The sequence below is a fragment of the Sphaerisporangium krabiense genome, assembly GCF_014200435.1.
Lineage (GTDB): Bacteria > Actinomycetota > Actinomycetes > Streptosporangiales > Streptosporangiaceae > Sphaerisporangium > Sphaerisporangium krabiense.
Map to the genome: position 1 here is coordinate 5,050,131 of NZ_JACHBR010000001.1, position 22,443 is coordinate 5,072,573.

Below are 22,443 nucleotides of genomic sequence, written 5' to 3' on the forward strand. Positions count from 1 at the left end.
GACGCGAACCGGTGCCGGCCGGAATGTTGCGAACCGATATGTACACGGTGCCTCTCTCTCGCGTCGAGTTCCGGGAGCCGGGAGTGGCATGCGGCCGGTCCGCACGCCACTCCCGGGTCCGGGGCCGTTCTTCTCAGCGGGCCTGCGCGCCCGGCAGCGGGGCCCCCGACGTGAACCTGTTCAGCACGTTCTCGGTGATCCGCGTCATGTCGTTGACGTAGTTGTTGGAGAAGAAGCCTCCGCTCCACACCATCGACGAGGCGGAGAAGACCGCGCCGCCGTTCGGGTAGTGCATGAGCGTGATGTCGCCCCGCACCATCGGGTTGGTGTCGCCGCCCTCGAACAGCGCCGAGGTGTTGATCTCCTCCACCACGTGCATGTACTGCTCGCCGAACGGCTGGGACCTGCCGAGCAGGATCGTGTTGGCCGGCGTGCCGAGCGAGTAGTCCACCCGGTCCACCTCCTCGCCCATCGGACCGCCCTGGCTCTGCAGGCTCGGCAGGTCGCCGCCGATGCCCACCTTCTTCGTGACGCCCTCGAAGACCCAGGCCCCGGCCTCGGAGTAGCTGGCCTCGGTGCGGTCGAACGGCCTGTTGTAGTCGGCGCTGCCCTTCGGGTGGCCGAAGCCCTGGGCGGTGAAGCCGACGCCGATCAGCTCCTGGGGAGGCGTGCCGCGGAACCGCCACAGCCCGCCGTACTCGCCGTCGGTGTTGTGGTAGTACTCGCCCGGCGCGGCCTGCCACGCCTCGGTGCCGTCGTGCCGGCGCAGCTCGGTGTAGTTCCTGGCCCGGTCCAGCGCGGTGACCCAGTAGAAGCCGTTGCCGCCCAGGTACATCAGCCGGCCGCCGTCGCCCAGCCAGCCCTTGATCGCCTCCGACTCGGTCGTGGAGATGTACTCCGGATGCGTGCCGGTGATCACCGTCCGGTAGGGGTCGAGGATCTTGCGGCCCTCACGGTCCACGTCGTGGTCGGTGATGTAGTCGACCTCGTACTTCTTGGTCTCCAGCCAGTCGAAGATGTGCGTGTCCGCCTCGAACGCCCACGGCCTGCCCGCGCCGGTGGGGCCGGTGGTCAGCGGGCGCAGGTTGTCGATCGGCCGCCGGTGGCTGGAGTACACGTAGCCGCTGCCGTCGGCGTGCGTGGAGTACTGGCTCAGGCTCGCGCCCGTCCTGCCGTACGCCAGGTACGTCAGCGTGGGCACCAGCATGGCGATCTTGGCGGTGGCCTTCTTCGGCCGCACCACGAACGTCGCGTGGTAGACCTTGCCGGCCGCCTCCAGACGGGCGGCGTAGACGCCGCTGCGCGCGTTCTCCGGGACCTTCCAGGTGAAGGCGGGCTTCCACCCGGCGTCGCCCAGGTCGTCCTCGTGGAAGTGCATCGCCCCCCACTGCCGGGGGTCCTGGTGGTAGTCCATCGTCTTGCGGTCCCAGTCGTGGCTGGTCAGCGCACGGACCGGGAGGTTCACCGCGCGCCCGTCGAGCCGGTTCTGCCCTCCGTCGGCCACGTGGTCGCCGGACATGTCCCGGGAGAAGTCCCACGCCGCCACCGGCCGCTGGTTCCTGCCCTTGCCCGCGCCGATCGCCTTCAGCTCGTCCGCGCTCAGCGCCCGGCCGTAGACGGCGGGCGACTCGATCTTGCCGTTGTAGAAACCGGTCGGATGGGCGTCGCCGGAGCGGTTCCAGTAGGCCGCCATCAGCAGCGGGTCGTTCGACGGCCGGACCTGCGCGGAGTTGACGCGCGTGGTGACGGTCGCGCCGGAATCGTCCGGAATTGTGGAGACCGGCTGCTGGGTCACGGTCACCGTGCGGGACCTCGCCTCGTAGGAGGCCGCGACGAAGTACCAGCCGGAGCTGTTCACGTGCTGCGGCCGGGGCCTGTTGATGAAGTACGCCTCGGGGCCGCCCATCGCCGCGGCCCACGGCTTGAGCTTCACCCCGGTCGTGATGGTCTCGGCGCGCCCATCGCCCGTGCCGAGGCGCAGTGCGACGGCGCCCTGCTCGTCGATGAACAGGCCGTAGCCGCGCTTGTCCGCCTCCGACCACTTGGTCACCAGGCCCTGGAGCCGCGGCGTGCCGACCGGGGTGCGCTTCAGCGCGGTCCGGTTATACGGCGAACCGGGGATCGTGGACGGCGCGATCCAGGCGGTGATCGTGAAATCACCCGAGGGGTTCAGACGCCGGTCGTCCGGCACCGTCACGTACGAGCCGAGCGGCAGCCTCTGGTCGGCGCCGGGGTAGGTCTTGTTGACCGGGGAGTCGATGACCTGCTCCTTGAGCCCCGGCCCGGTGGGGTCGGCGTCCCCGTGGGTCACTCTGACGATGGAGGAGGTGAAGGTGGGCGCCTTGGTGCTCACCATGATCTTGACGGACTCGCCCGGCCTGACGCTGAGCCGGTCGGGGTAGCCGCTGATGCCGAGCCCGTCGAGGGACTGCTGCGGAGGGACGGGTTCGATGGGCAGCGGCTCGTCGGGGACGTAGGTCAGCGCCGCCTCGCTCGCCTTGGCCGTCTCTCCGACGGACGCGTGCGACTGCGACGCCACCGCCGTGGCCGTCACCAGGCCGGCCAGGGCCAGTGCTGTCGTCGTTCTTGATCTTCTCATCCGGTGGGGACCTCCTTGCATGGCGGATATGCGGGGAATGGAACAAGGGAGTAAGGCCACGCGGCTCGGTCAGGGAGCTGGTCGGATGGGATTTCGGTGACGATAAATCAGGAAATGGGTGACTATTTAGGGGAATGTCGTCTCTATTCGCCTTAAGGCGCTTGTGCGCATTTAGTTGAGCATCCGCTGAGTACTCCTTGACTGAAAGACATGGATCGGCGGACGGTCCCGCGTCAGCGACCAGCGCCCCCACCCCCCGACGAGCGGTCGACTCTCCGCGACGAACGGGCCCCCACCCCCCGGCGAAGCCCCCACCCGCCCGCCGCCCCGTCATCGCCCGCAACCCTCCACGCCACCCAGGGCGTAACCCTCTACGCCACTCACACTGCGCAACCCTCTAGGCCACCCACGGCGCAACCCACGGCGCGACCCTCTACGCCACCCACCGCGCGGACCTCTATCCCGCCCTCGCGGACCCCGTGCCGCTCGCCGTGCGGCCCCCTCCTGTGCCGCCCACCGCCCCGCGCCCCCCGCGCCCTCCTCAATGAGGCCGCGTCCCCTATGCCCTCAGTGGGGCCGCCCCCTCCATCCCTTGTGCCGTCGGTGAGGCCGTCGTGAATCCGTCCACCGAAAATGTCGGAGCCGTCTGGCAGACTCGCCGGCGGCGACGGATCACCGCGGCACCCCCGGCCGACGTCTCTCCTCTCCCATGTCTCTCCCACACCCGAGGTGAAGGATGCAGGTCCACGAGCAGGACACGTCCACGTTCCACGCGATGCCGGGCGTGATGACGTCGGTCGGCCGCCACAAGCCGCTGCTCGACGCCATGTCGCCCCGTGACATCGCCGGGCTGGCCGCCGTCGGGCACGGCCTGCTCGTGCACGAGCACATCGCTCCGATGTACGGGGTCGAGCTGTCCGGCGAGGACCGCGCCACCGTCCACATCCGCCCGGTGGAACTTCTGCTGGACGAGATCGTCGCCCGCGACGACCGCCCCCTCGCCATCGCCCGGCCGCCCGCCACCCGCGTCGCGGGCAACTGCCGCCACTTCGCCGTCCTGATGGTCGCCATGCTGCGCGCCAGGGGAGTCCCGGCACGGGCGCGCTGCGGCTTCGGCTCCTACTTCGGCACCGGCGCGTTCGAGGACCACTGGGTCTGCGAGTACTGGAACTCCGGGCAGCGGCGATGGGTCCTCGTCGACCCGCAGATCGACGATCTCCAGCTCGGCATGTTCCCCATCGACTTCGACGTCGCCGACGTCCCCCGCGACCGCTTCCTCACCGCCGGCGACGCCTGGCTCCAGTGTCGCGCCGGCGCGCTCGACCCGGCCCGGTTCGGACTGTCCACGATCGACGAGGCGGGCGACTGGTGGATCGCCGGCAACCTGATGCGCGACGCCGCCGCCCTGCTCAGCGTCGAACTCCTCCCATGGGACGTCTGGGGCGCCATGCCCGACCCCCACACCCCCATCAAGGACGAACTGCTCCCCCTCTTCGACCGCCTCGCCACCCTCACCCGCGCCCCCGACTCCACCTTCGCCGAACTGCGCGCCTTCTACCACGACGACGACCGCCTGTTCGTCCCCCCGATCGTCTACAACGCGATCCTGTCCCGCGACGAGGCACTGTGACGCCACGCCGGTGACCACCGACACGGACGGCCTCGCGGGGGACTGCCGACGCCGACGGTGGACGTCTCGTGGTGTCCCGGTTCGACGCCGGAGGTGGTTCGGCGGGGCGATCTCGTTATGCTCCACGGGTGCGCGTCCGGAGACTTCACGACTGGCCCGCGACGATCCCCGAGGCCAGGGCCGTGCAGGAGCGCCTGCGTCCTCTGGCCGACCTCACCGACCCCGGCCCGCGCGACGTGGAACTCGTCGCGGGCCTGGACGTCGGGTACGCGCCCGACGGCGACCACCTGACGGCCGCCGTGGCCGTGCTCCGCGCCTCGACGCTGGAGGTAGTCGAGCGCGTCACCGTCTCCGGCCGGGTGCGCTTCCCCTACGTCCCCGGCCTCTTCGCCTTCCGCGAGCTGCCGTCCCTCGTGGACGCTCTGGAGAAGCTCCAGACGACACCGGACCTCCTCCTCTGCGACGGCTACGGCGTCGCGCACCCGTACCGGTTCGGCCTGGCCTGCCACCTCGGCGTCCTCACCGACCTGCCCACCATCGGCGTCGCCAAGACCCCGTTCATCGGCGCCTACGAGATGCCTGCCCCGTCCCGCGGCGCATGGTCCCCCATCAAGGACGACGACGAGATCCTCGGCAGAGCCCTACGCACCAGGCAGGACGTCAAACCCATCTTCATCTCCCAAGGCCACCGCATGACCCTGGACACCGCCTGCCACCACATCCTCACCCTCACCCCGAAATACCGCGTCCCTGACCCCCTCCGCCACGCCGACCACCTCTCGCGCCACGGCCTCTGAGACCGGACGATGCCCCGGTGCGCTCAGGGAAGCGGCCACTGCCCCTGCCCTCTGAGCAGCAGGACCAGCCCGCCAGCCAAGGTCGAGATCGACCACGCAGAGACCGATCCGATGATCTCCGATACCTGCCCCAAGGGCGGTGCGCCCGTCCAACACGTGGCCTCGACATCTACGACATTGAGACCTCCTCGAACTTCGTGCTGACCAGTGCCCAGGAGGCCCCGATCAACGGTCATGACGGCCGGTGGAGCGGAGGCGGAGCCATTCCTCGAAGAGGGATCTGGCGAGCCAGTGGCCGTGCGGATCGGCCAGGTGTTCGGCCGAGACACCGGCGCCGCCGTTGGAGCGGCGGCCCGGATCGGTGCGTCGGGCAAGCAGCTGAGGCCCAGGCCGACCCGTGTGGCGGTTCGGTCGTGCTCATTCGTGCTACCCATGTGGTGCTTCGGGACGTGTCCATTCATGCGGTGCTTACGGCGGGATCTAACCGGAGACGATCCGGGCGATGTTCTCCAGGGCCGCACCGGGTCTCAGGTAATCGCTGTGGCCGCCGTTTCCCGTGGCGAACACCCTCGCGCCGAACTCGGGGGAGACCGGGTCGGCGCCGAACCCGACCGTGACGAATGGCAGGGGAAGCCGCGTGTGCGGCACGCCTCCGACCCAGTCGCCGCGGCTCCGTCCGGCCCAGACGGTCGCCCGGGTGCGCAGCGCGGCCACGTCGTCCACCCCGACGCCGGCGCTGGCGTACAGGACGATGTCGGCGACGTCGAGTCTGTCGGCGGCCCGGGCACAGACGACGGACCCGTAGGAGTGGCACAGCAAGGAGATCCGCGCCGCCGGCTTGGCCTCCGTCAACTCACGGATGAAATCCCGTAAGCCGGGCGCCGCCTCGTCCGCACGCCCGACGGTCATCGCCGGGAGGCTCACCGTGCTCGGTGTGCGGTACCCCAGCCACGCGATGACGGCGGACCGGTCACCGAGCCGCGCCCGCAGCCGCAGCGACCCGCCCCGCAGAAGTCCGTACTTGTCGAGATTGGTATCCGCCCCTGGGACGATCACGGCGATCCGCTCGGCCCGCGACAGATCACCGAAGACCTCGACGGCCCGGCCCCCGTCACGCCCGTCGAACGACAGGAACGTCCGCGCGGGATCCGCCATGCCCCGTAGCATCGAGGCCCGCCACCGGTTACCGTCCCCGGCCGCCACGCGCTCCGCCGCCCGGATGGACGTCCGGCTGGCGGCGTACCGCTCGGCCAGCGCCGCCGGGCTCGCGGCCCGCAACGGCGACACCGCGACCGGCTCCGGCGCCCGCACACCCGCCGCCCGCGCGGCCCCCGACAACGGCACCGCCACCGACGCCACCACAACCCCACCCAACAACACCCGCCCCAACCGCCCACCAACAAGCCGTACCAGCCCGAGCCGCGCCGTGCTGAGCCAGGTCACGCTGAGCCGCGCTGTGCTGAACCGGGCCCCGCTGAGACGCGCCGTGACAAGCCGGGCCACGCTGAGCTGCTCTGTGCCCAGCCGCTTCACGCAGAGTTGCGAGAGACGCCGTGCCCTCGCGCGCCGGGCCCATAATGGCCATCCGCCTGACGGACGTCCGGCCGACAGGGAGCGGCCAGGGCGGCCGGCGCCTGCGCGGGCGCGGCCATCGATCTCGGGCGGTTGCTTCGTACCGGTCACCTGACCGACAGTGTCGCGCGGCGGCCGTCCGGCGCATCGGACCGTCGCCTGCAATCACCGGCCCGCCGGTACGCCACGGATGTACGACCGTGGTCTGATGCCGGACGGGAATCCGCATCCCTACGATGCATTCATGCACGTCACCCCGCAGCTTCCCTTGCTGAAGCGTGTGCCGCCGGGCGCCTGGGCGGCGCTCGCCTGGTGCGCGGGCGCCGTGTTGACCTTCCTCATGCGCGTCAGGCTGCCCGGCGAGGAGGAGCCCGCCATCCGCCCCGGACATCTGGTCTACCGGTGGGACGGCCTGTCGTATCTGGCGCTGGCGACAGCCCTCGCGCTGGCGGGCGCGGTCCTGCTACGACGCCGCCCGCTCCCGGCGCTCGCCCTGACGCTGACCGCCTCCGCCGTCGCGACGCTCTCGCTCGGCGTGGGAGAGATCCCCATGGCCCAGTTCCTGGCGGTGGACGTCGTGCTGTACTTCATCGCGGCCACCCGCTCCCGCCGGACCGGCGTCTTCGCCGTGACCGTCGCTCTCACCACGCTCGTCTGCTACGTGACCGTACGACTGCTGCTCGGCTGGACCATCGGCACCTCCGCCGAACTGGCCGTCGCGCTGACCGCCGTCATCGCCTGGCTCGCCGGCGACTCGATGCGCCAGGCCCGTGAGTACGCCCAGCGGCTGAGCGCCCAGGCCGCGGCCCAGGCCGTCACCGGCGAGCGCCTCCGCATCGCCCGCGAACTGCACGACATGGTCGCGCACAGCATCGGCATCATCGCCCTGCAAGCGGGCGCGGCACGCCGGGTCATCGACACGCAGCCGGCCCGGGTACGCGAGGCACTCGGCGAGATCGAAACCGTCGGTCGCGATGCCCTGGCCGGCCTCCGGCGCATGGTCGGCGCCCTCCGCCAGACCGACCGCGAACCAGTGGCGTCCACGCTCGGCCGGACCGACCAGACATCAGCCATGTCGCCGCTGGGCCGGACTGACCAGACATCAGCCATGTTGCCGCTGGGCCGGACCTACCAGACGCCAGCCAGACCGCCGCTCGGCCAGACCGACCCGCGATCTGTGGAACGCCTGACCGCGCCCCTCTCCCCGGCCCCCGGCCTCGCGGAGGTCGCACGCCTCATCGCGACGACGACCGATGCCGGCGTCCGCGTCGACGTCCGGTGGCATGGCGAACGACGTCCACTACCTCCCGAGATCGACATATCCGCCTATCGCATCATCCAAGAGGCGCTCACCAACGTCATCCGCCACGCCCGCACCCGAACCTGCCTGGTGTCCATCGCCTACCACCCCGAAGACCTCTCCATCGACGTCCACAACGACGCCCCCGACACCCCCCTCTCCCCGAACGGGCACACAGCGCCTGATGCGGCCACGCACGGGCCCGGATGGCACGCCGGTGACACGGCACCGTCCGCAGCGGGGAACGAACCGCCGGATCACGGCTACGGCCTGGTCGGAATGCGCGAGCGCGTCACCCTGCTACGCGGCGAGTTCTCCGCAGGCCCCTGCCCCCAAGGCGGCTTCCGGGTAACGGCCAGCCTCCCCGCACCGGCAGGAGTCCGATGACCGATCGCGGCGGAGACGCGGTGACCGATGGCCGCGGGTGGCTCGGGTGACCGATAGTGGCAACGGTGCGGTGGTGGCCGGTAGCGATGGAGGCGCGGTGGCCGGAGGCCGTGGGGGGCTCCGGTGACCGGCGGCGGTGGAGGTCCGATGCTTAAAACCGAAGCGAGTCCGACGACCGTGCGCGTCCTTCTCGTCGATGACCAACCGCTGGTCCGGGCGGCCCTGCGCATGGTCATCGCCGATGTCCCGGACCTCGATGTCGTCGGCGAGGCCGGCACCGGTACGGAGGCCGTCGAACTCACCGAGCGGACCCGCCCCGACATCGTCGTGATGGACATCCGCATGCCCGGCATGGACGGCATAGCCGCCACCAGGCAGATCACCAGCGGCCCCACCGACGCCCGCGTCATCGTCCTGACCACCTTCGACGACGACGATTACGTCTACGGCGCCCTCCGCGCTGGCGCCTCCGGCTTCCTCGTCAAGGACATGGCCCTGGAGGACATCCTCGCCGCGATCCGCGTCGTGGCCGCCGGCGACGCCTTGATCGCCCCCAGCGTCACCCGCCGCCTGATCGAAGCCTTCGCCGAACGCCCCCCGGCGACCCCACCCGGCCGCCCCCTCGACGGCATCACCGACCGCGAACGCGAAGTCCTCACCCTCGTAGGCCGCGGCCTCTCCAACCACGAAATAGCCGGCGACCTGTACATCAGCGTCGCCACCGTCAAAACCTACGTAACCCGCCTCCTCACCAAACTGAACGCCCGCGACCGAGTCCACCTGGTAATCACCGCCTACGACGCCGGCCTCGTCTCCCCACATCACTGAACAGCAATCGAACCTGATAGCCCCGCCGGAATCACGGCGGGGCTATCAGGTTGCTAGCGCATCTTCGAAATTATCGTTCTATCCGGGGCTGCGTGCTTCACCAAATAGACTCGAACTGGCATCCTGCGGTAATGCCACCGAACATGGCGGCGATGACTCTTTTCAAGTCGCCCGGCTCAGACACCTCAGGAAGGGTCTCATAAAGCGCCTTTCCGACGTCTAGAAGGGTTACCCCTTTGCGGCTCGGCTCTTGCTCTAGCGTGAACCAAAGCCAGCAACGGTAAGACTCGGGTGAGTCAGCGGGGCCGCCATTTCTGAAGAGCGGGCAGAGAAACATTTCACGGTCCGGGGATGTCTGCCGTACTAGTTCTTCCTCGGATGACCACCGCCGACTCCATCCGTGCGCCGCGTCATCGCGCTGTATCTGAACCAGGTGGTCTACCGTGATGGTACGTACGGTGAAATCATCGTCGCTCCAACGTACTTTCGTCTGGCGGCGAATCCGTGGCCCGTCTGGCGTCATTTCCGTCTCTAACCGTCCTCGTCCGCGTTATACCACTTGAGTCGAACTGGTGTCTTCGGGTCGATTGTTCCGTTTAGTATCCGGCGCCTAAGCTCATCAATACGGTGATGGCCGCCCAGTTGACGGCCGTCGCGTAGCACGAGAATCTCATCGCCGTCTGCCGGATCCTGGATCGCCTTGAGCAGATCTTCATTGGAAAGATTTGTAAGCGCTGCCTCCTGCTCCCAGGTTCGCGTTTTCTGAGTTGGCTTCAGGAAATTAACTGCTTCGCCTGCAGTGGTGTCGAAGAAGCAGCCGCTGTTGTGGACGAGGACCGGAGTCGCGCCCGCCAGTACATAGTAGGTGTGCAGATCGGCAATGGTGAGGTTGTGCATGTACCGAGTGCTGGTGAAGCGGTGAACCTTGACGACCAAGGCGGTGCTACCGTTCGGCGACTCGACGGCATCTCCGGGGTCAAGGTCCGCCGCGTCGGTCCACGCGCCGCTGTTGGCTTCCCAGAAGGGATGCTCTTGAGTGGTGTGAATGGTGGCCTCGCGGCCGTCTTTCGTGCGGACGGTGACGTCGGCCATTTCCGTGTCTTTGTTGCGATGCAGTGCGGTGACCTTATACCTACCGCTCTCGCCAGTTTCGGGATCGGCCGCAAGCACCTCGTCGCCGACCTTGACATCCTCGATCGGTTTACGGCTGCCGTCAGCCATCAGCACTTCGGTGCTGGGCGCGAAGCTGTTTTTACATGGGCGCCATGGAACTCCTCGGCGGGGCGTACGGCCGATGGGGATCTCCCAGCCATGCATGGGTCCCTGGCCGAAGCCCTCCAGTGGTGTGACGCCGTTCTGGTTCAGGCGTGCATCGATTTCCTTTGCCGCATCGCAGAGGTGCGTGGTTTCGCCGCTGCAATAAATGCTTTCGTTGAAACCTGGCGCATTTCTCTGGGCAGTATCTTCTGGTGCGCTGGCCTTCTTGAGGGCCCGTTCGGCTTCGTTCCGCCTCCGTTGTGTTTCGGCCGCCAGTTCCCGCTCACGCTTTATCCAGGTGGCGCTCTTCTTCTTGCCGTTCGCGTGATGGGTCTCGGAGAACGTCTTGTCGGACTCGGGTGTGCCAGTGTCGACACGATGACCATCGATCTCGATTTTGTCGATGGGATTTCCGCCGGTGAACGCGTAACGGTTGGCGGTCCAGGGATCGAGGTTCAGGTCCAGGTCCGCCAGAGCGTCGTTGTAGCTATCGAGGGTCAGGAAGCGGTTCAGGCTCGGGCTGTAGTCGCGGAAGCCCATGTCGTAGGTGGCGGTGGAGTTGTCCCAGCGCTTTGCATTGAAGCGGTAGGGGTTGTATTCGTCCTTGGCGGTCGGGTCCGCTGGGTCGGGCTTGTCTACGCCGGTGAACAGCTTGTCGTCGTTGGTGCCGTACGCCGTGTAGCCGTAAGTGGCGCGGGTGTCGCCGGACTCTGAGGTGATCTGCTCGACGTCGGTGTGGGGGTTGTAGCCGTAGTACGAGGACTCTTCGGTGTTGTCGGGCTTGATCTTTACCTGGGAGAGGCGTTCGCCGAAGGGGCTGTACTGGAAGGACTTGGTGACTTTGCCGGCCACCTCCTCGTCGAGGACGTCGTCGGAGAGGCCCAGGTAGGAGTAGGTCGTGGTCTTGGCGGTGGCGGTGCCGTCTTTTTCGGTTTTGCTAGCGGTGCGGTCGAGGGGGTCGTAGGTGTACTTGGTGACCGTGCTGGTGGCGCCGTCGGAGTTGAGTTTGTCGTGGCGGCTGATGTGGTCGAAGCCGTCGTAGGTGTACTTCTCGAGGGTTCTGCCGCCGCCGGTTATCTGGCGGAGGCGGCCGGAGGGGTCGTAGGTGTAGGTCGATGTCGCGCTGCCGACCGCGGAGGTGAGCAGGCGGTTGCGGTCGAAGGTGAACTGGGTGCGGTCGTTCTTGACCGTTTGGTCGTAGACGTTGCTGTTGGCGTCGTGTTTGTAGGTTTCGGTTTCGGGGGTTCCGCCGGCGGCCGGGGTTTTGACGGTTTTGGCGACGCGGTCGCGCGGGTCGTAGGTGTAGTCGTAGACGTGTTCCAGGTAGGAGCCGGGGTTGTCGGCGTTCTGGAGTTTGGCCTGGTCGCGGGAGCGGTTCAGGTTGCTCTGGTAGTTGAGGGTGTGTTCGGCGACGACGGTGCCGCCGGGCTTCTTCTCCAGGGAGTGGCGTAACAGGCCGTCGAGGAAGTAGTCGTAGTCGACCGTGTTGCCGTTGGCCTTGGTCTCCTTCAACCGTTCGGCGCGCGGCGTGTAGGTGTAGCGGGTCGTCTTCGGGCTGGTGTCGGTGGCCGACTTGGCGTTGGTGACGGTGCTGACCAGGTCGCGCACGTCGTAGGCGTAAGTGGCGATCGTCTTGTCGTGGGTGCGCTTCATGGGCGCGCTGTTCTCGTTGTAGTCGTACGTCGTCGTGTTCTTGACGACCGAGTCGAGCTTCTCGACGATCTTCTGGACCTGGTTGAGACCCGTGTAGGTGACGTCCCAGGTGTCGATCTTCGCGGTGGCGGAGTTGTCGATGATCTGGGTGAGGTTGGCGTTGGGGTCGTAGGAGTAGACGAAGTCCTTCTGCTCGGTGTCGGCGAGACCGCGGATGTGGCGGACCAGCTTGACGCTGTCGGCGGCCACGGTGCCGCCGGCCTTGTCGGTCAGGGTGACCGACTGGCCGCCGCCCTCGGCGAAGGCGTAGGTGCCGAGTTCGACCCAGTCACCGGCCTTCTTGGTCTGGTCGACCTTGACGGTGGTCTGGCCGCCGTCGTGCTTGACGGTGTACGGGGCGTCGGCGGCCGTCGCCCCGGCGGGGTAGCGGACGTACGTCTTGTACTCGCCCGCGCTGGGGATGGTCAGGTTCCAGGTGAAGCTCCGCGAACCGGTCCCGGCCGGGGCGGTCACGTAGTCGTAGCCGGTGAAGGCGCGGCCGGTGACGGGACCGGCGGCCAGAGCGGCGCCGCCCGTGGACCACGTGCCGGTGGCCACCGTCTGCCCGGTGTCGGAGTTGTCCGCCAGGACCACCTCGACGTCGAGCGGGGTGCCGTTGTCGGCGTGGGTCCTGAGCTTGCCGTCAGGGAAGTACGACCACGTCAGGGCCCGCTGCGAAGAACCTCCCGCGCTGGTGACGGTGCGGTTGGTCTGCAGGCCGAGCTCGTTGTAGTCGTAGCTGGTGGAGATGTCCCACGGGTCGGTGGTGGTCTTGGACCAGCCGTTGTCCCAGTACGTCATCGAGGTGACGTTGCGCACGGTCTGCCCGTGCGAGGGCGGCTGCGAGATCTCCTTCAGACGTGAGACCGCGTCGTAGACGTATTTGACCGAGTCCGGCGTGTTGTACGTGGGGTCGTCCCGGTCGTACGGGTAGACGTCCTCGATCTTCCGGTTGAGCTTGTCGTACTTGGTCTCGGAGACGAAGTCGTCCGGGTCGTCGGTGGTCTCCACGCCGCGCGGGGTGATGACCTTGGTGCGGTTGCCGACCTGGTCGTAGACGAACCGGGTCGTGGTGTACTTCACCACGCCGTCGGTCGAGGAGTGCGGGACCTTGGCTTCCACGACGTCGCCGCGCTTGTCCAGGCCGATGAGGGTCTTGTTGCCCTCCTGGTCGGTCTGGCCCTCGACGAGGCCGTCCAGGTCGTAGTCGGTCGCCGTCTGGTTCCCGGCGGCGTCCTTGACGTAGGTCACCCGGTGGTTGCGGTCGAAGGTGTACTGGACGGCGTAGTCGGCCGGGTCCGCGGTGGCGTTCTTGCGCGGGTCGACGACCTTGACGGTGTTGCCGACGGTGTCGTACGTGTACGTGATCTTGTGCTGCTCGGCGTCGATGATGTCGGTGAGCTGGTAGATCGGGTCGTAGGAGTAGGTGGTGGTGAAGTCGTCGGGCGCGCCGGGGGTGAGGTTGCCCTTGGGCTGCCGTTCGAGGGTCAGATTGCCCGCCAGGTCGTACCGGTACGACGTCCTGCGCTCCTCCCCGGCCGGGGTGTCCTTGGGCAGCAGTGACTCGACGAGCTGGTCGGCCTTGTCGTACACCGCCGTGGACACCGCGCCGTTGGGGGCGGTGACCGTGGTGACGTTGTCGTTGGGGTCGTAGACGGGGGCCGGCGTGGTGATGAAGACGCCCGCCGCCTGGTCCTTGGGGACCTTGTTCTCGCCGGGCCGCTTGAACACGTCGTACGCCTGGGTGGTCTTCTTGCCCAGCGCGTCGGTGACGGACAGCACGTCGCCGCGCGCGTCGTAGGACGTCGTGGTGACGTTGCCGTACGCGTCGGTGATCTTGGCCGGGTAGCCGGTGGCGTGGTAGCCGCCGTACTGCGTGGCGTTGCCGTTGGCGTCGGTCGACTTCAGCAGCTGCCCGAGGCCGTCGTAGTCGTACCGGGTCGTGTAGTCGTCGGCCGCCGGGGACGCGACGCCGAGCGGGTCGGTGACGGTCTTGAGGTTGCCCACGGTGTCGTAGCCGAACTTCCAGGCCCGGCCTTCGGGGCTGGTCTTGCCGGTCAGGTCGGCGACGTGGCCGTTGAGGTAGGTCTGGTACGTCAGCGTGGTGGCCGGGGTGCCGTTGGCGTTGGCCTCGGCGTCCCTCAGCTCCAGCGGGTAGCCCGTCTTCTGGTCGTAAATCCACGTCGCGTAGGCGCCGTTGGCCTCGGTGAGCCGAGTGACGTTGTGGTCGCCATCCCACTGCAGACTCGTGGTCTCCTGCTTGGCGTTGGTGACCGACTCAGGCCGGCCGTAGCCGTCCAGCGCGTACCGGGTCTGGTTGCCCAGCGGGTCTGTGACGGTCGTGCGGATCGAGCCGGACTGCGGGCCGCTCAGGTAGTCGAAGCGGGTGACGCCCGACAGCCGGTCGGTCAGCTCCCGTACCCGCCACTTGAACGGCGACAGCGAGTAGCTCAGCGAGGTCTCATGTCCGCGCGGATCGGTGACCTTGACCAGCTTGACGTTCTTGTTGCCCCAGGCGGCGTCGTAGCCGAATTTGAACTTCTTCGCCGCCGGGTCGCCGGAGCCGTCCACCAGCTTGGCCATCTGCCCCTTGAGCGTGTAGAGGAAGACGACCTTGCGCCCGGCGATGTCGGTCAGCGAGGCGACGTTGTCGATGAGGTGCGAGTTGGACAGCCGGCTCGCGGTGACCTCGTTGCCGGTGGTGTCGTCGATGTAGGTGTACGGCTGGCCCTTGACGTAGTAGTCCAGGGTCAGCGTGCGCCTCCCTGCCGCGTCGGTGATGTACTTCAGCAGCTTGGTGGGCTTGTTGCACGAGTTGCGGCGCTCGTACGCGAACGACATCGTGTTGCCGTTGGCGTCGGCGACGGCCGTCTGGTAGCCCTCGTTGTCGAAGAAGAACCGCGTGCGGCCGGGGTTGGTGAACACCCACTGGCGCTTGGCGTCGCCGGAGATCCGGCTGGGGTTGTTCGGGTCGGCGACGCGCTGCAGGTACAGGTGGACGCCGCGCGGGTTGGCGTAGTCGCAGGTCGCGGGCGTGCAGTTTCGCGAGCTCTGCCCGTGGGTGTCCAGCGTCCACACGTGCGTGGTGCCGTCCCCGTCGGTCAGCTTGACCTGCGAGGGCCACCGGTCGCCGCGCGGGCCGAAGGTGAGCGGCGAGCCGAGCCGTTGCAGGGTGGAGGTCTGCAGCGACCACCCGTACCCCATCGACGACGCCGTGGTGTCCAGCGAGTTGTAGGTGGTGCGGACGAAGGTCTGCGGCCCGCGCGAGGGATTGGAGAAGGCGTTGTAGTTCCACACCAGGTTCCCGGTGTGGGTGTTGACCAGCGCGGTGGACCCGGCGCCGGTGTTCTTGCCGGTGTAGGAGTAGAACTTCTCCGAGCCCAGGAAGTCGGAGGTCGGCCACACGACGCGGGTGCGCTGCGGGAAGCGGGGCAGCCCGTGGGTGGTGGACTTCCAGGTGCCTGCGACCGTGTCCCGCACGTCCCAGACCAGGTCGACCGCCTCGGCGCCGTTGTCGTCGCCGGTGGCGGCCGGGGCCTTGATCTCCGCGGCCACCGCGGCCGTCTCACCGGGGGCCAGGTCGTACGGCAGCTCGGTCATGATCTGGTTGTCGGCGGTGGTCAGGTCGGTGCCGTCGGGCCGCTTCCAGAAGTACGACAGCGCGGTGGTCGCGGCCGGCCACGTCTGGGTCGTGGTGTTGGTGACGGTGACCGTCACGGTGTCGGTCGCGCCCGCCTCGACCAGCTCAGGGGTGCCGGGCGCGTAGTACGCCGACGACTCGGAGGTCTTCTCCAGGTAGGTGACCCGCAGCCTCGGGCGCAGCACGCTCTCGCCCTCGGCCTCGGTGGCGAGGAACTGGGCCGACTGCTTGGCGGTTCCGGCCTCGTTGGCGACCTTCACCAGCAGGCCGTTGTTGGACGCCGGGGTGGCCGTCCAGGACTTGGCGGCGGCGGTGACGTTCCACTTGCGCCACTGCGGCTGGGCGTTCACCCCGCTCACCGACCCGAGGGCGGTGGTCTCGAAGTCGCCGCCCGCGGTGGTCCAGTTCGCGGTGCCGTCGGACGTGGCCCAGGTGGCGGCCTCGGTGAACGGCCTGGTCAGCTTGTGGGCGTTGAACGTCGCGCCGGACCCGCCGGTGTTGACGGCCCACAGCGACAGCGTCGCCTCGCTGATCTGCGCGTCCGCGGGGATCTCGGTGGTGTAGTCGTCGAACCTCACCACCGCGCGGGTGTTGGCCAGCGTGGTCGCGGTGTTGCCGACCTGGAGCCACTTCTGCCCGGACACCGTGTCGTGCCCGGCGGCGGGCTCCCCGGACGACAGCGTGGTGTCCGCGCCACCGTAGAGGATCTTGGAGATCAGGCCGGGGCGGGGGAGGATCACCCGCTGGGACTGCGAGACGATCTCCTGCCCGTTCCGCAGCTTCACCACGATCCAGTACGTGGCCTCGTGCACGTACGACGGGTCGGCGATCGCCTCGGGGTCGCCGCCGCCGGTGGTGTCGGTGTAGGAGGTGGTGTCCGGGGAGAGCGGCGCGACCAGCGTGTCCACGACTCCGTCGGCGGAGGGCACCTGGCAGCCCGACGGGCACTCCCGGTGGACCTGGTACTCCTCGACGTCGTCGGACGGGTCGCCGGGGGTCGGGTCGGCGTACGGCGTCCAGGACAGCGACGCGCCGGTCGCGGTCGCGGTGGTCACCGGCTTCAGGGTCACGCCCGGGTCGCCGTAGGTGATCACCAGCCTGGGGATGTTGGCGGTCTCGCCGGTCATCCCGTCGCCGCCGTACACGTCCTCGGCCGACTCGTACACCGGGCCGGCGATCTTGCCGGTGGCGGTCTCGTCCGCGGCCTTGAGCATCAGGCCGTACATCGGCGCCTCGATGCTGGACATCCAGCCGTTGACCATGCCGGTCACGTCGAAGGAGTGCCGGCGCGACAGCTCGCCCGGCTGGCGGGTCACCGTCGCGGCCACCGTGGGGGAGAACGAGGGCTGGGTGTTCCAGTTCACCTCCCAGGAGTCCCAGGGCGAGGTGATCTCACGCGCCTCGATGGTCACGGGGCCCGCCTCGCCGAGAGCCTGGTCGAAGTAGGTCTCCAGCCGCGCCGAGTCGACGTGGGCGCCGATCGGCACCTCGTCATTGGTGATGTTGAAGTACAGCAGGGCGCGGTTGACGCCGGCCGCGGAGATCTTGCCGACCGGGAGCTTCCAGGAGGAGTCGTAGTTGGTGGTCTTGGCGGCCGAGTTCACGTAGGTGTCGAACCCGCCGGCTTCCGCGGGCTGGATGCGGATCGTCGGGTCGATCACCACCGGCCACTTGCGGTCGGGGGCGGCCAGCCAGCCGGCGTCCGGGGTCAGCGTGATCGTCGCCTCGGCGTCCTTCTGGGCGACGGTCTGGGTGACGGCGTCGGAGTACCGCCTCCCGTACGGCGAGGTCGTGTCCGGCCGCGCGTCCAGCATGAACGGCTTGGGGATCGTGAACGCCGGGCGGTCGGCGCCGTCGGCCACGAAGGCGACCGAGCCGTCCGGGCGGGGCTGGGCGCGGACGCCGCCGGTCTTCACGGTGAAGGTGTAGGACGCGCCGGCGGCCGGGGGCTTGGCCAGCACCAGGTACTCCTTCACCCCGCCGGGGGTGAGCTTGTAGACCAGGTCGGCGCCGTCCCAGACGTTCCTGTATGTGACCACCGATCCCTTGACCTCGGGGGTGACGCGCCGGGCCTGCCCGGCCACGCCGAGGGTCAGGCTCCGGTCGCCGGCGGCGATCCTCGTCAGGGCGGCGGTGTCCTCGCCGAAGCGGGAGGAGAAGCCGGTCCTGTCGTTGCCGAACCGGAAGCCCTGGTCGCCGACGGCCTGGAGCCGGGTGTCGATGGGCTGCCACGTGCCGGCCTTGTCGCGGTAGTGCACGGGCACGGCGGAGGACTCGACCTGTAATCGGCCGTCGTCGAGCTGGAAGACGCGGTCCTGGGCCGTCCGTTTGGCGGTCAGCTCCTTGACCCGCCTGCCCGGAGGCCGCACGGTCTGGGACGCGGGCCGCGCGCCGGGCAGGGTGATCGTGCCGGGCCCCGGCCGGGCCTCGCCCTTGGGGTCGTCGGTGAACAGGCCGGTGATGCCCTGCGTCACCCAGCTCGTCAGGCGCGTGAGGGCGTTCGGCTCCTGCGCGGCGGCGGAACCGTCCGCCCGCGCGGGGAGGGCGGGGACGGCGGTGGCCAGCAGGGTCAGGCCGACGACCGTGGCGAGGGCACGGCGTGATCGCGGGCCTCGGGAGCGGGAGCCTCCGGGGTACGGGGCTCGTGTGGGGACTTTTCGGTCCGGATCGGGCGGGGTCCCGGTCGTCCGGGGCATGCCGCGGCGATCGCTACGGGGGGATCTCACAGGCGCTCCGCTCTCTTGGAGGACGGGAAACGATATGAGCGCCCTGATGAAGCCAGGCCGTGAGCTGGACGGTCAAGGTCCACGCAGCGTGACGGCACGGCTGTTCGAACATAGGATCGAATGACTGGATGGAGGCCGTCTGTCTACGTGCGCCTCGCACAGGGGACGGATTTCGTGACGGTGCGTGTCCGTGACGGTGCGTCAAACGCGCAGGTCGCGTGTGACGGTATGTTGCCGAACTGTAATGTAAATGGCGGGGCTACGGCCATCTCAAAAGCGGCTGAAAAGGTCGTGAAAACGAATCCGACCTCCAGTGGAACGTCATTCTTGGATGGTCGGGTGATTTCTTGATGACGTTGGCCTCGATCGGCGGCGGCGTCGTGGGGGCGGATTGTCGCTTTCCGGATTCGCCGTGTTCATCGCCATATCGGCGCTTCATAGCATCGCGTGTTACGGCCGCGATGAAACCTGCCACCTCGGCCGATGCCGACATATCCGCGTAATCGCGCACATTTGTCGACGTGTGGCCCATCATTCGGTCACGAATGATCGATGGCCCTGGCTCGGCCGAGAATCCTGTTCGGTTACGGCGAAGGTCCCCGTGGTCACGAAGAGAAGTGGCGCGCAGTACCGTGCGTGTGATCGGTAACGCCGCCGGCGCCGGGAGAATCGCATTCCGTGAGCGACTTCATGCTTTCGCGTGACAACGCTGATCCGTGAATTCGACGACATCGATTACCGTACGTGAGGACGGTGCCGGTGTGGCGCGGCCTGGCCGTGCTGGTCGGTGCGCTCGCGTAGCGTGCGCGATCGCGGCCTGTTCCCGGTCTTCGGCCGGGTCCCTACGCCGCCGGACGGCGGGTGGGCCGCGTCGGCCGATGAGTTCTGCACGGTGCCGGTGTCATGACAGGGGGAGAAACGCAACGACCTCGACGGAGGTGGACCATGTCCAAGATGCTCTACTCGGCCGCCATGTCGGTGGACGGCTTCATCGCCGGTCCCGGCGGTGACATGTCCTGGCTTACCGGGTACCTCGGGCCGAACCCCCTGGTGCCCGAACTCATCGCGAGCATCGGTGCGCTCCTGGTGGGGAATCGCACCTTCCGCGGCGATGACCCGCACCGCGGCACGCCCGCGGAGGGCAAGGCGTTCGGGGGCGGGTGGAGTGGGCCGCAGTTCGTGCTCACCCACAATCCGCCCGCGACGCCCGTGCGGGACGTCACCTTCGTGACCGATCTCGGCGACGCGGTGAGCAGGGCCAAGGCGGCGGCAGGCGGGAAGTACGTCAACATCATCGGCGCGGATGTCGCTCGCCAGTGCCTGGAGGCGGGCGTTCTGGACGAGGTGCTGGTGATGGTCGTGCCGGTCATGCTGGGCGACGGCGTACGCCTCTTCGACCATCCGGGCGGCGCCACGGTCGGGCTCGAACGCGTCGGCGTGAGCGAGGGATCGCCGGCGACGAACCTGTGGTATCGCGTGGCCGGGTGAGGACATGACGAAACGCCGCGTCCGTGACGGGCGCGGCGTTCGCGTGAACTCGGGGCTGCCGGTCCTACTTGGCGGCCTGCAGCGCGGCGGCGCGCTTGGCGATGGCCGACTTGCGGTTGGCCGCCTGGTTCTTGTGAATGACGCCCTTGCTGGCGGCCTTGTCGAGCTGGCGGGCGGCGGCGCGCATGAACGCGGCGGCCTCCTCCGCGTTGCCCTGGTCGGCGGCCTCGCGGAACTTGCGGACTGCCGTCTTGAGGGACGACTTGACGGCCTTGTTACGCAGCCGGGCCTTCTCGTTCTGCCGGTTGCGCTTGATCTGGGACTTGATGTTCGCCACGAAGAAGCCTCGGTGAAAGTCGGTCGGATTGGTGGACGCGCGGGCAGAGAGGGCGCGCCACACGCAGAGGAACAGGCTACCAACATGCCGAGTGAGCCCTCAAATCAACGACCCGAGAGACCGTGGCACACACCTGCGCCGTCCATCTTAACCCGGCGACGAGCTTGTCGCTCTTGGTGCCCGGTAAACTGGGGGGAAGAGCGCGGCCCCGGCGCCCCGGCGATGCGACGCCGGTGTGCGAACCGCGCTGCTCTGCTGTCCGGGGTGACGCCTCCCGGGGACGACCCGGCGCGTCACGACGGACACCGGCTGGCCCGCCAGCCGCCCGATCATCGTCTACCTGCCGAAACGGACCCCGGTGCGCACCCAGCCTGGCCAGACCGACCCCGCGCTGATCCGCAACTTCTGCATCATCGCGCACATCGACCACGGCAAGTCCACGCTCGCCGACCGGATGTTGCAGCTCACCGGTGTGGTCGACGACCGGCAGATGCGCGCGCAGTACCTCGACCGCATGGACATCGAGCGCGAGCGCGGCATCACGATCAAGTCGCAGGCCGTGCGCCTCCCGTGGGACGGCCACGTGCTCAACATGATCGACACTCCGGGGCACGTGGACTTCACCTACGAGGTGTCCCGGTCGCTGGAGGCGTGCGAGGGCGCCGTCCTGCTGGTCGACGCCGCGCAGGGCATCGAGGCGCAGACCCTGGCCAACCTCTACCTGGCCATGAACGCCGACCTGCACATCATCCCGGTGCTCAACAAGATCGACCTGCCGGCCGCCCAGCCCGACAAGTACGCGGAGGAGCTGGCGCACCTCATCGGCTGCGAGCCGTCCGACGTGCTGCGGGTGTCGGGCAAGACCGGCGTGGGCGTGGCCGAGCTGCTCGACCACGTCGTGGCGCACATCCCGGCCCCGGTGGGCGACGCCGCGGCGCCGGCCCGCGCGCTGATCTTCGACTCGGTGTACGACACCTACCGCGGCGTGGTGACCTACGTCCGCGTGGTGGACGGGCAGCTCTCCAAGCGCGAGCGCACGATCATGATGTCCACCGGCGCCGCGCACGAGACGCTGGAGATCGGCGTCATCTCGCCCGAGCCGGTGCCCGCCGCCTCGCTCGGCGTCGGCGAGGTCGGCTACCTGATCACCGGCGTGAAGGACGTCCGCCAGGCCCGTGTGGGCGACACGGTCACCTCCGTCGTCCGCCCTGCCGGGGAGGCCCTCGGCGGGTACGAGCACCCCAAGCCCATGGTCTACTCGGGCCTCTATCCGATCGACGGCGACGAGTACACCGAGCTGCGCGAGGCCCTGGACAAGCTGCGCCTCAACGACGCGGCGCTCGTGTACGAGCCCGAGACCTCGGCGGCGCTCGGCTTCGGCTTCCGCTGCGGCTTCCTCGGCCTGCTGCACATGGAGATCGTCCGCGAGCGGCTGGAGCGCGAGTTCAACCTGTCGCTGATCTCCACGGCGCCCAACGTCATCTACCGGGTCGTCATGGAGGACGGCAAGGAGCTCGTCGTCACCAACCCCTCGGAGTTCCCGGCCGGCAAGATCGCCCAGATCTTCGAGCCGGTGGTGAAGGCGACGCTGCTGTCCCCGTCCGACCACATCGGCGCGATCATGGAGCTGTGCCAGGCCCGCCGCGGCTCGCTCCTCGGCATGGACTACCTCTCCGAGGACCGGGTCGAGATCCGCTACACGCTGCCGCTCGCCGAGATCATCTTCGACTTCTTCGACCAGCTCAAGTCCCGCACCCGCGGGTACGCCTCGCTCGACTACGAGCCCTCGGGCGAGCAGGAGGCCGACCTGGTCAAGGTGGACATCCTGCTCCAGGGCGAGGCCGTCGACGCGTTCAGCGCGATCGTGCACCGCGAGAAGGCCTACGCCTACGGGGTCGAGATGGCCAAGAAGCTCAAGGAGCTGATCCCGCGGCAGCAGTTCGAGGTGCCGATCCAGGCGGCCATCGGCGCGCGGGTCATCGCCCGCGAGAACATCCGCGCCATACGCAAGGACGTCCTCGCCAAGTGCTACGGCGGTGACATCAGCCGCAAGCGCAAGCTGCTGGAGAAGCAGAAGGAGGGCAAGAAGCGCATGAAGATGGTCGGGCGCGTCGAGGTCCCCCAGGAGGCGTTCGTGGCCGCGCTGTCCACCGAGGGCTCCGCCGCGGACAAGGCCGGCAAGAAGTAGTC

10 protein-coding genes are annotated in these 22,443 nt (G+C 68.5%); 6 read left to right on the plus strand and 4 right to left on the minus strand.

Features of this window, described 5'->3' with window-relative positions:
- Positions 1–133: 133 nt before the first annotated feature.
- Positions 134–2,599, minus strand: coding sequence for a N,N-dimethylformamidase beta subunit family domain-containing protein (locus BJ981_RS22265; protein WP_184613379.1), 2,466 nt, complete (start codon positions 2,597–2,599; stop codon positions 134–136).
- 736 nt (positions 2,600–3,335) lie between these two features.
- Between BJ981_RS22265 and BJ981_RS22270 the strand changes: the two genes are divergently transcribed.
- Together BJ981_RS22270 and nfi are read left to right on the plus strand one after the other, a co-directional pair.
- A complete protein-coding gene (locus BJ981_RS22270) occupies positions 3,336–4,229 on the plus strand; it encodes a transglutaminase-like domain-containing protein (protein ID WP_204070010.1) in 894 nt (297 codons plus the stop codon).
- Positions 4,230–4,357: 128 nt separating this feature from the next.
- A complete protein-coding gene (gene nfi / locus BJ981_RS22275; RefSeq protein ID WP_184613381.1) occupies positions 4,358–5,026 on the plus strand; it encodes a deoxyribonuclease V in 669 nt (222 codons plus the stop codon).
- A gap of 480 nt (positions 5,027–5,506) precedes the next feature.
- On the opposite strand, the gene BJ981_RS22280 is transcribed toward nfi, so the two are convergent.
- Entirely contained in the window at positions 5,507–6,376 is an 870-nt protein-coding gene (locus tag BJ981_RS22280; RefSeq protein WP_204070009.1) for an alpha/beta hydrolase, read from the minus strand.
- Positions 6,377–6,842: 466 nt separating this feature from the next.
- Here BJ981_RS22280 and BJ981_RS22285 point away from each other — a divergent pair, with 466 nt between their 5' ends.
- Positions 6,843–8,285, plus strand: a complete 1,443-nt coding sequence (locus tag BJ981_RS22285) for a sensor histidine kinase (RefSeq protein ID WP_184613383.1) — start codon at positions 6,843–6,845, stop codon at positions 8,283–8,285.
- Positions 8,286–8,432: 147 nt separating this feature from the next.
- Positions 8,433–9,113: a response regulator gene (locus tag BJ981_RS22290; protein ID WP_184616316.1), complete on the plus strand. Its 681-nt coding sequence runs from the start codon at positions 8,433–8,435 to the stop codon at positions 9,111–9,113.
- Positions 9,114–9,644: 531 nt separating this feature from the next.
- Here the strand turns inward: BJ981_RS22290 and BJ981_RS22295 are convergent.
- Positions 9,645–18,398, minus strand: a complete 8,754-nt coding sequence (locus BJ981_RS22295) for a DNRLRE domain-containing protein (RefSeq protein ID WP_184613386.1) — start codon at positions 18,396–18,398, stop codon at positions 9,645–9,647.
- A 975-nt stretch (positions 18,399–19,373) separates the two neighbouring features.
- On the opposite strand from BJ981_RS22295, the gene BJ981_RS22300 reads away from it, so the two are divergent.
- Complete coding sequence (locus tag BJ981_RS22300) at positions 19,374–19,916, plus strand: dihydrofolate reductase family protein (protein ID WP_184613388.1); 543 nt, start codon at positions 19,374–19,376, stop codon at positions 19,914–19,916.
- A gap of 64 nt (positions 19,917–19,980) precedes the next feature.
- Here BJ981_RS22300 and rpsT read toward each other — a convergent pair whose 3' ends face one another.
- Positions 19,981–20,253, minus strand: coding sequence for a 30S ribosomal protein S20 (gene rpsT, locus BJ981_RS22305; protein ID WP_184613390.1), 273 nt, complete (start codon positions 20,251–20,253; stop codon positions 19,981–19,983).
- Between the two features lie 358 nt (positions 20,254–20,611).
- On the opposite strand from rpsT, the gene lepA reads away from it, so the two are divergent.
- Positions 20,612–22,441, plus strand: a complete 1,830-nt coding sequence (gene lepA, locus BJ981_RS22310; RefSeq protein WP_184613393.1) for a translation elongation factor 4 — start codon at positions 20,612–20,614, stop codon at positions 22,439–22,441.
- Positions 22,442–22,443: the final 2 nt, after the last annotated feature.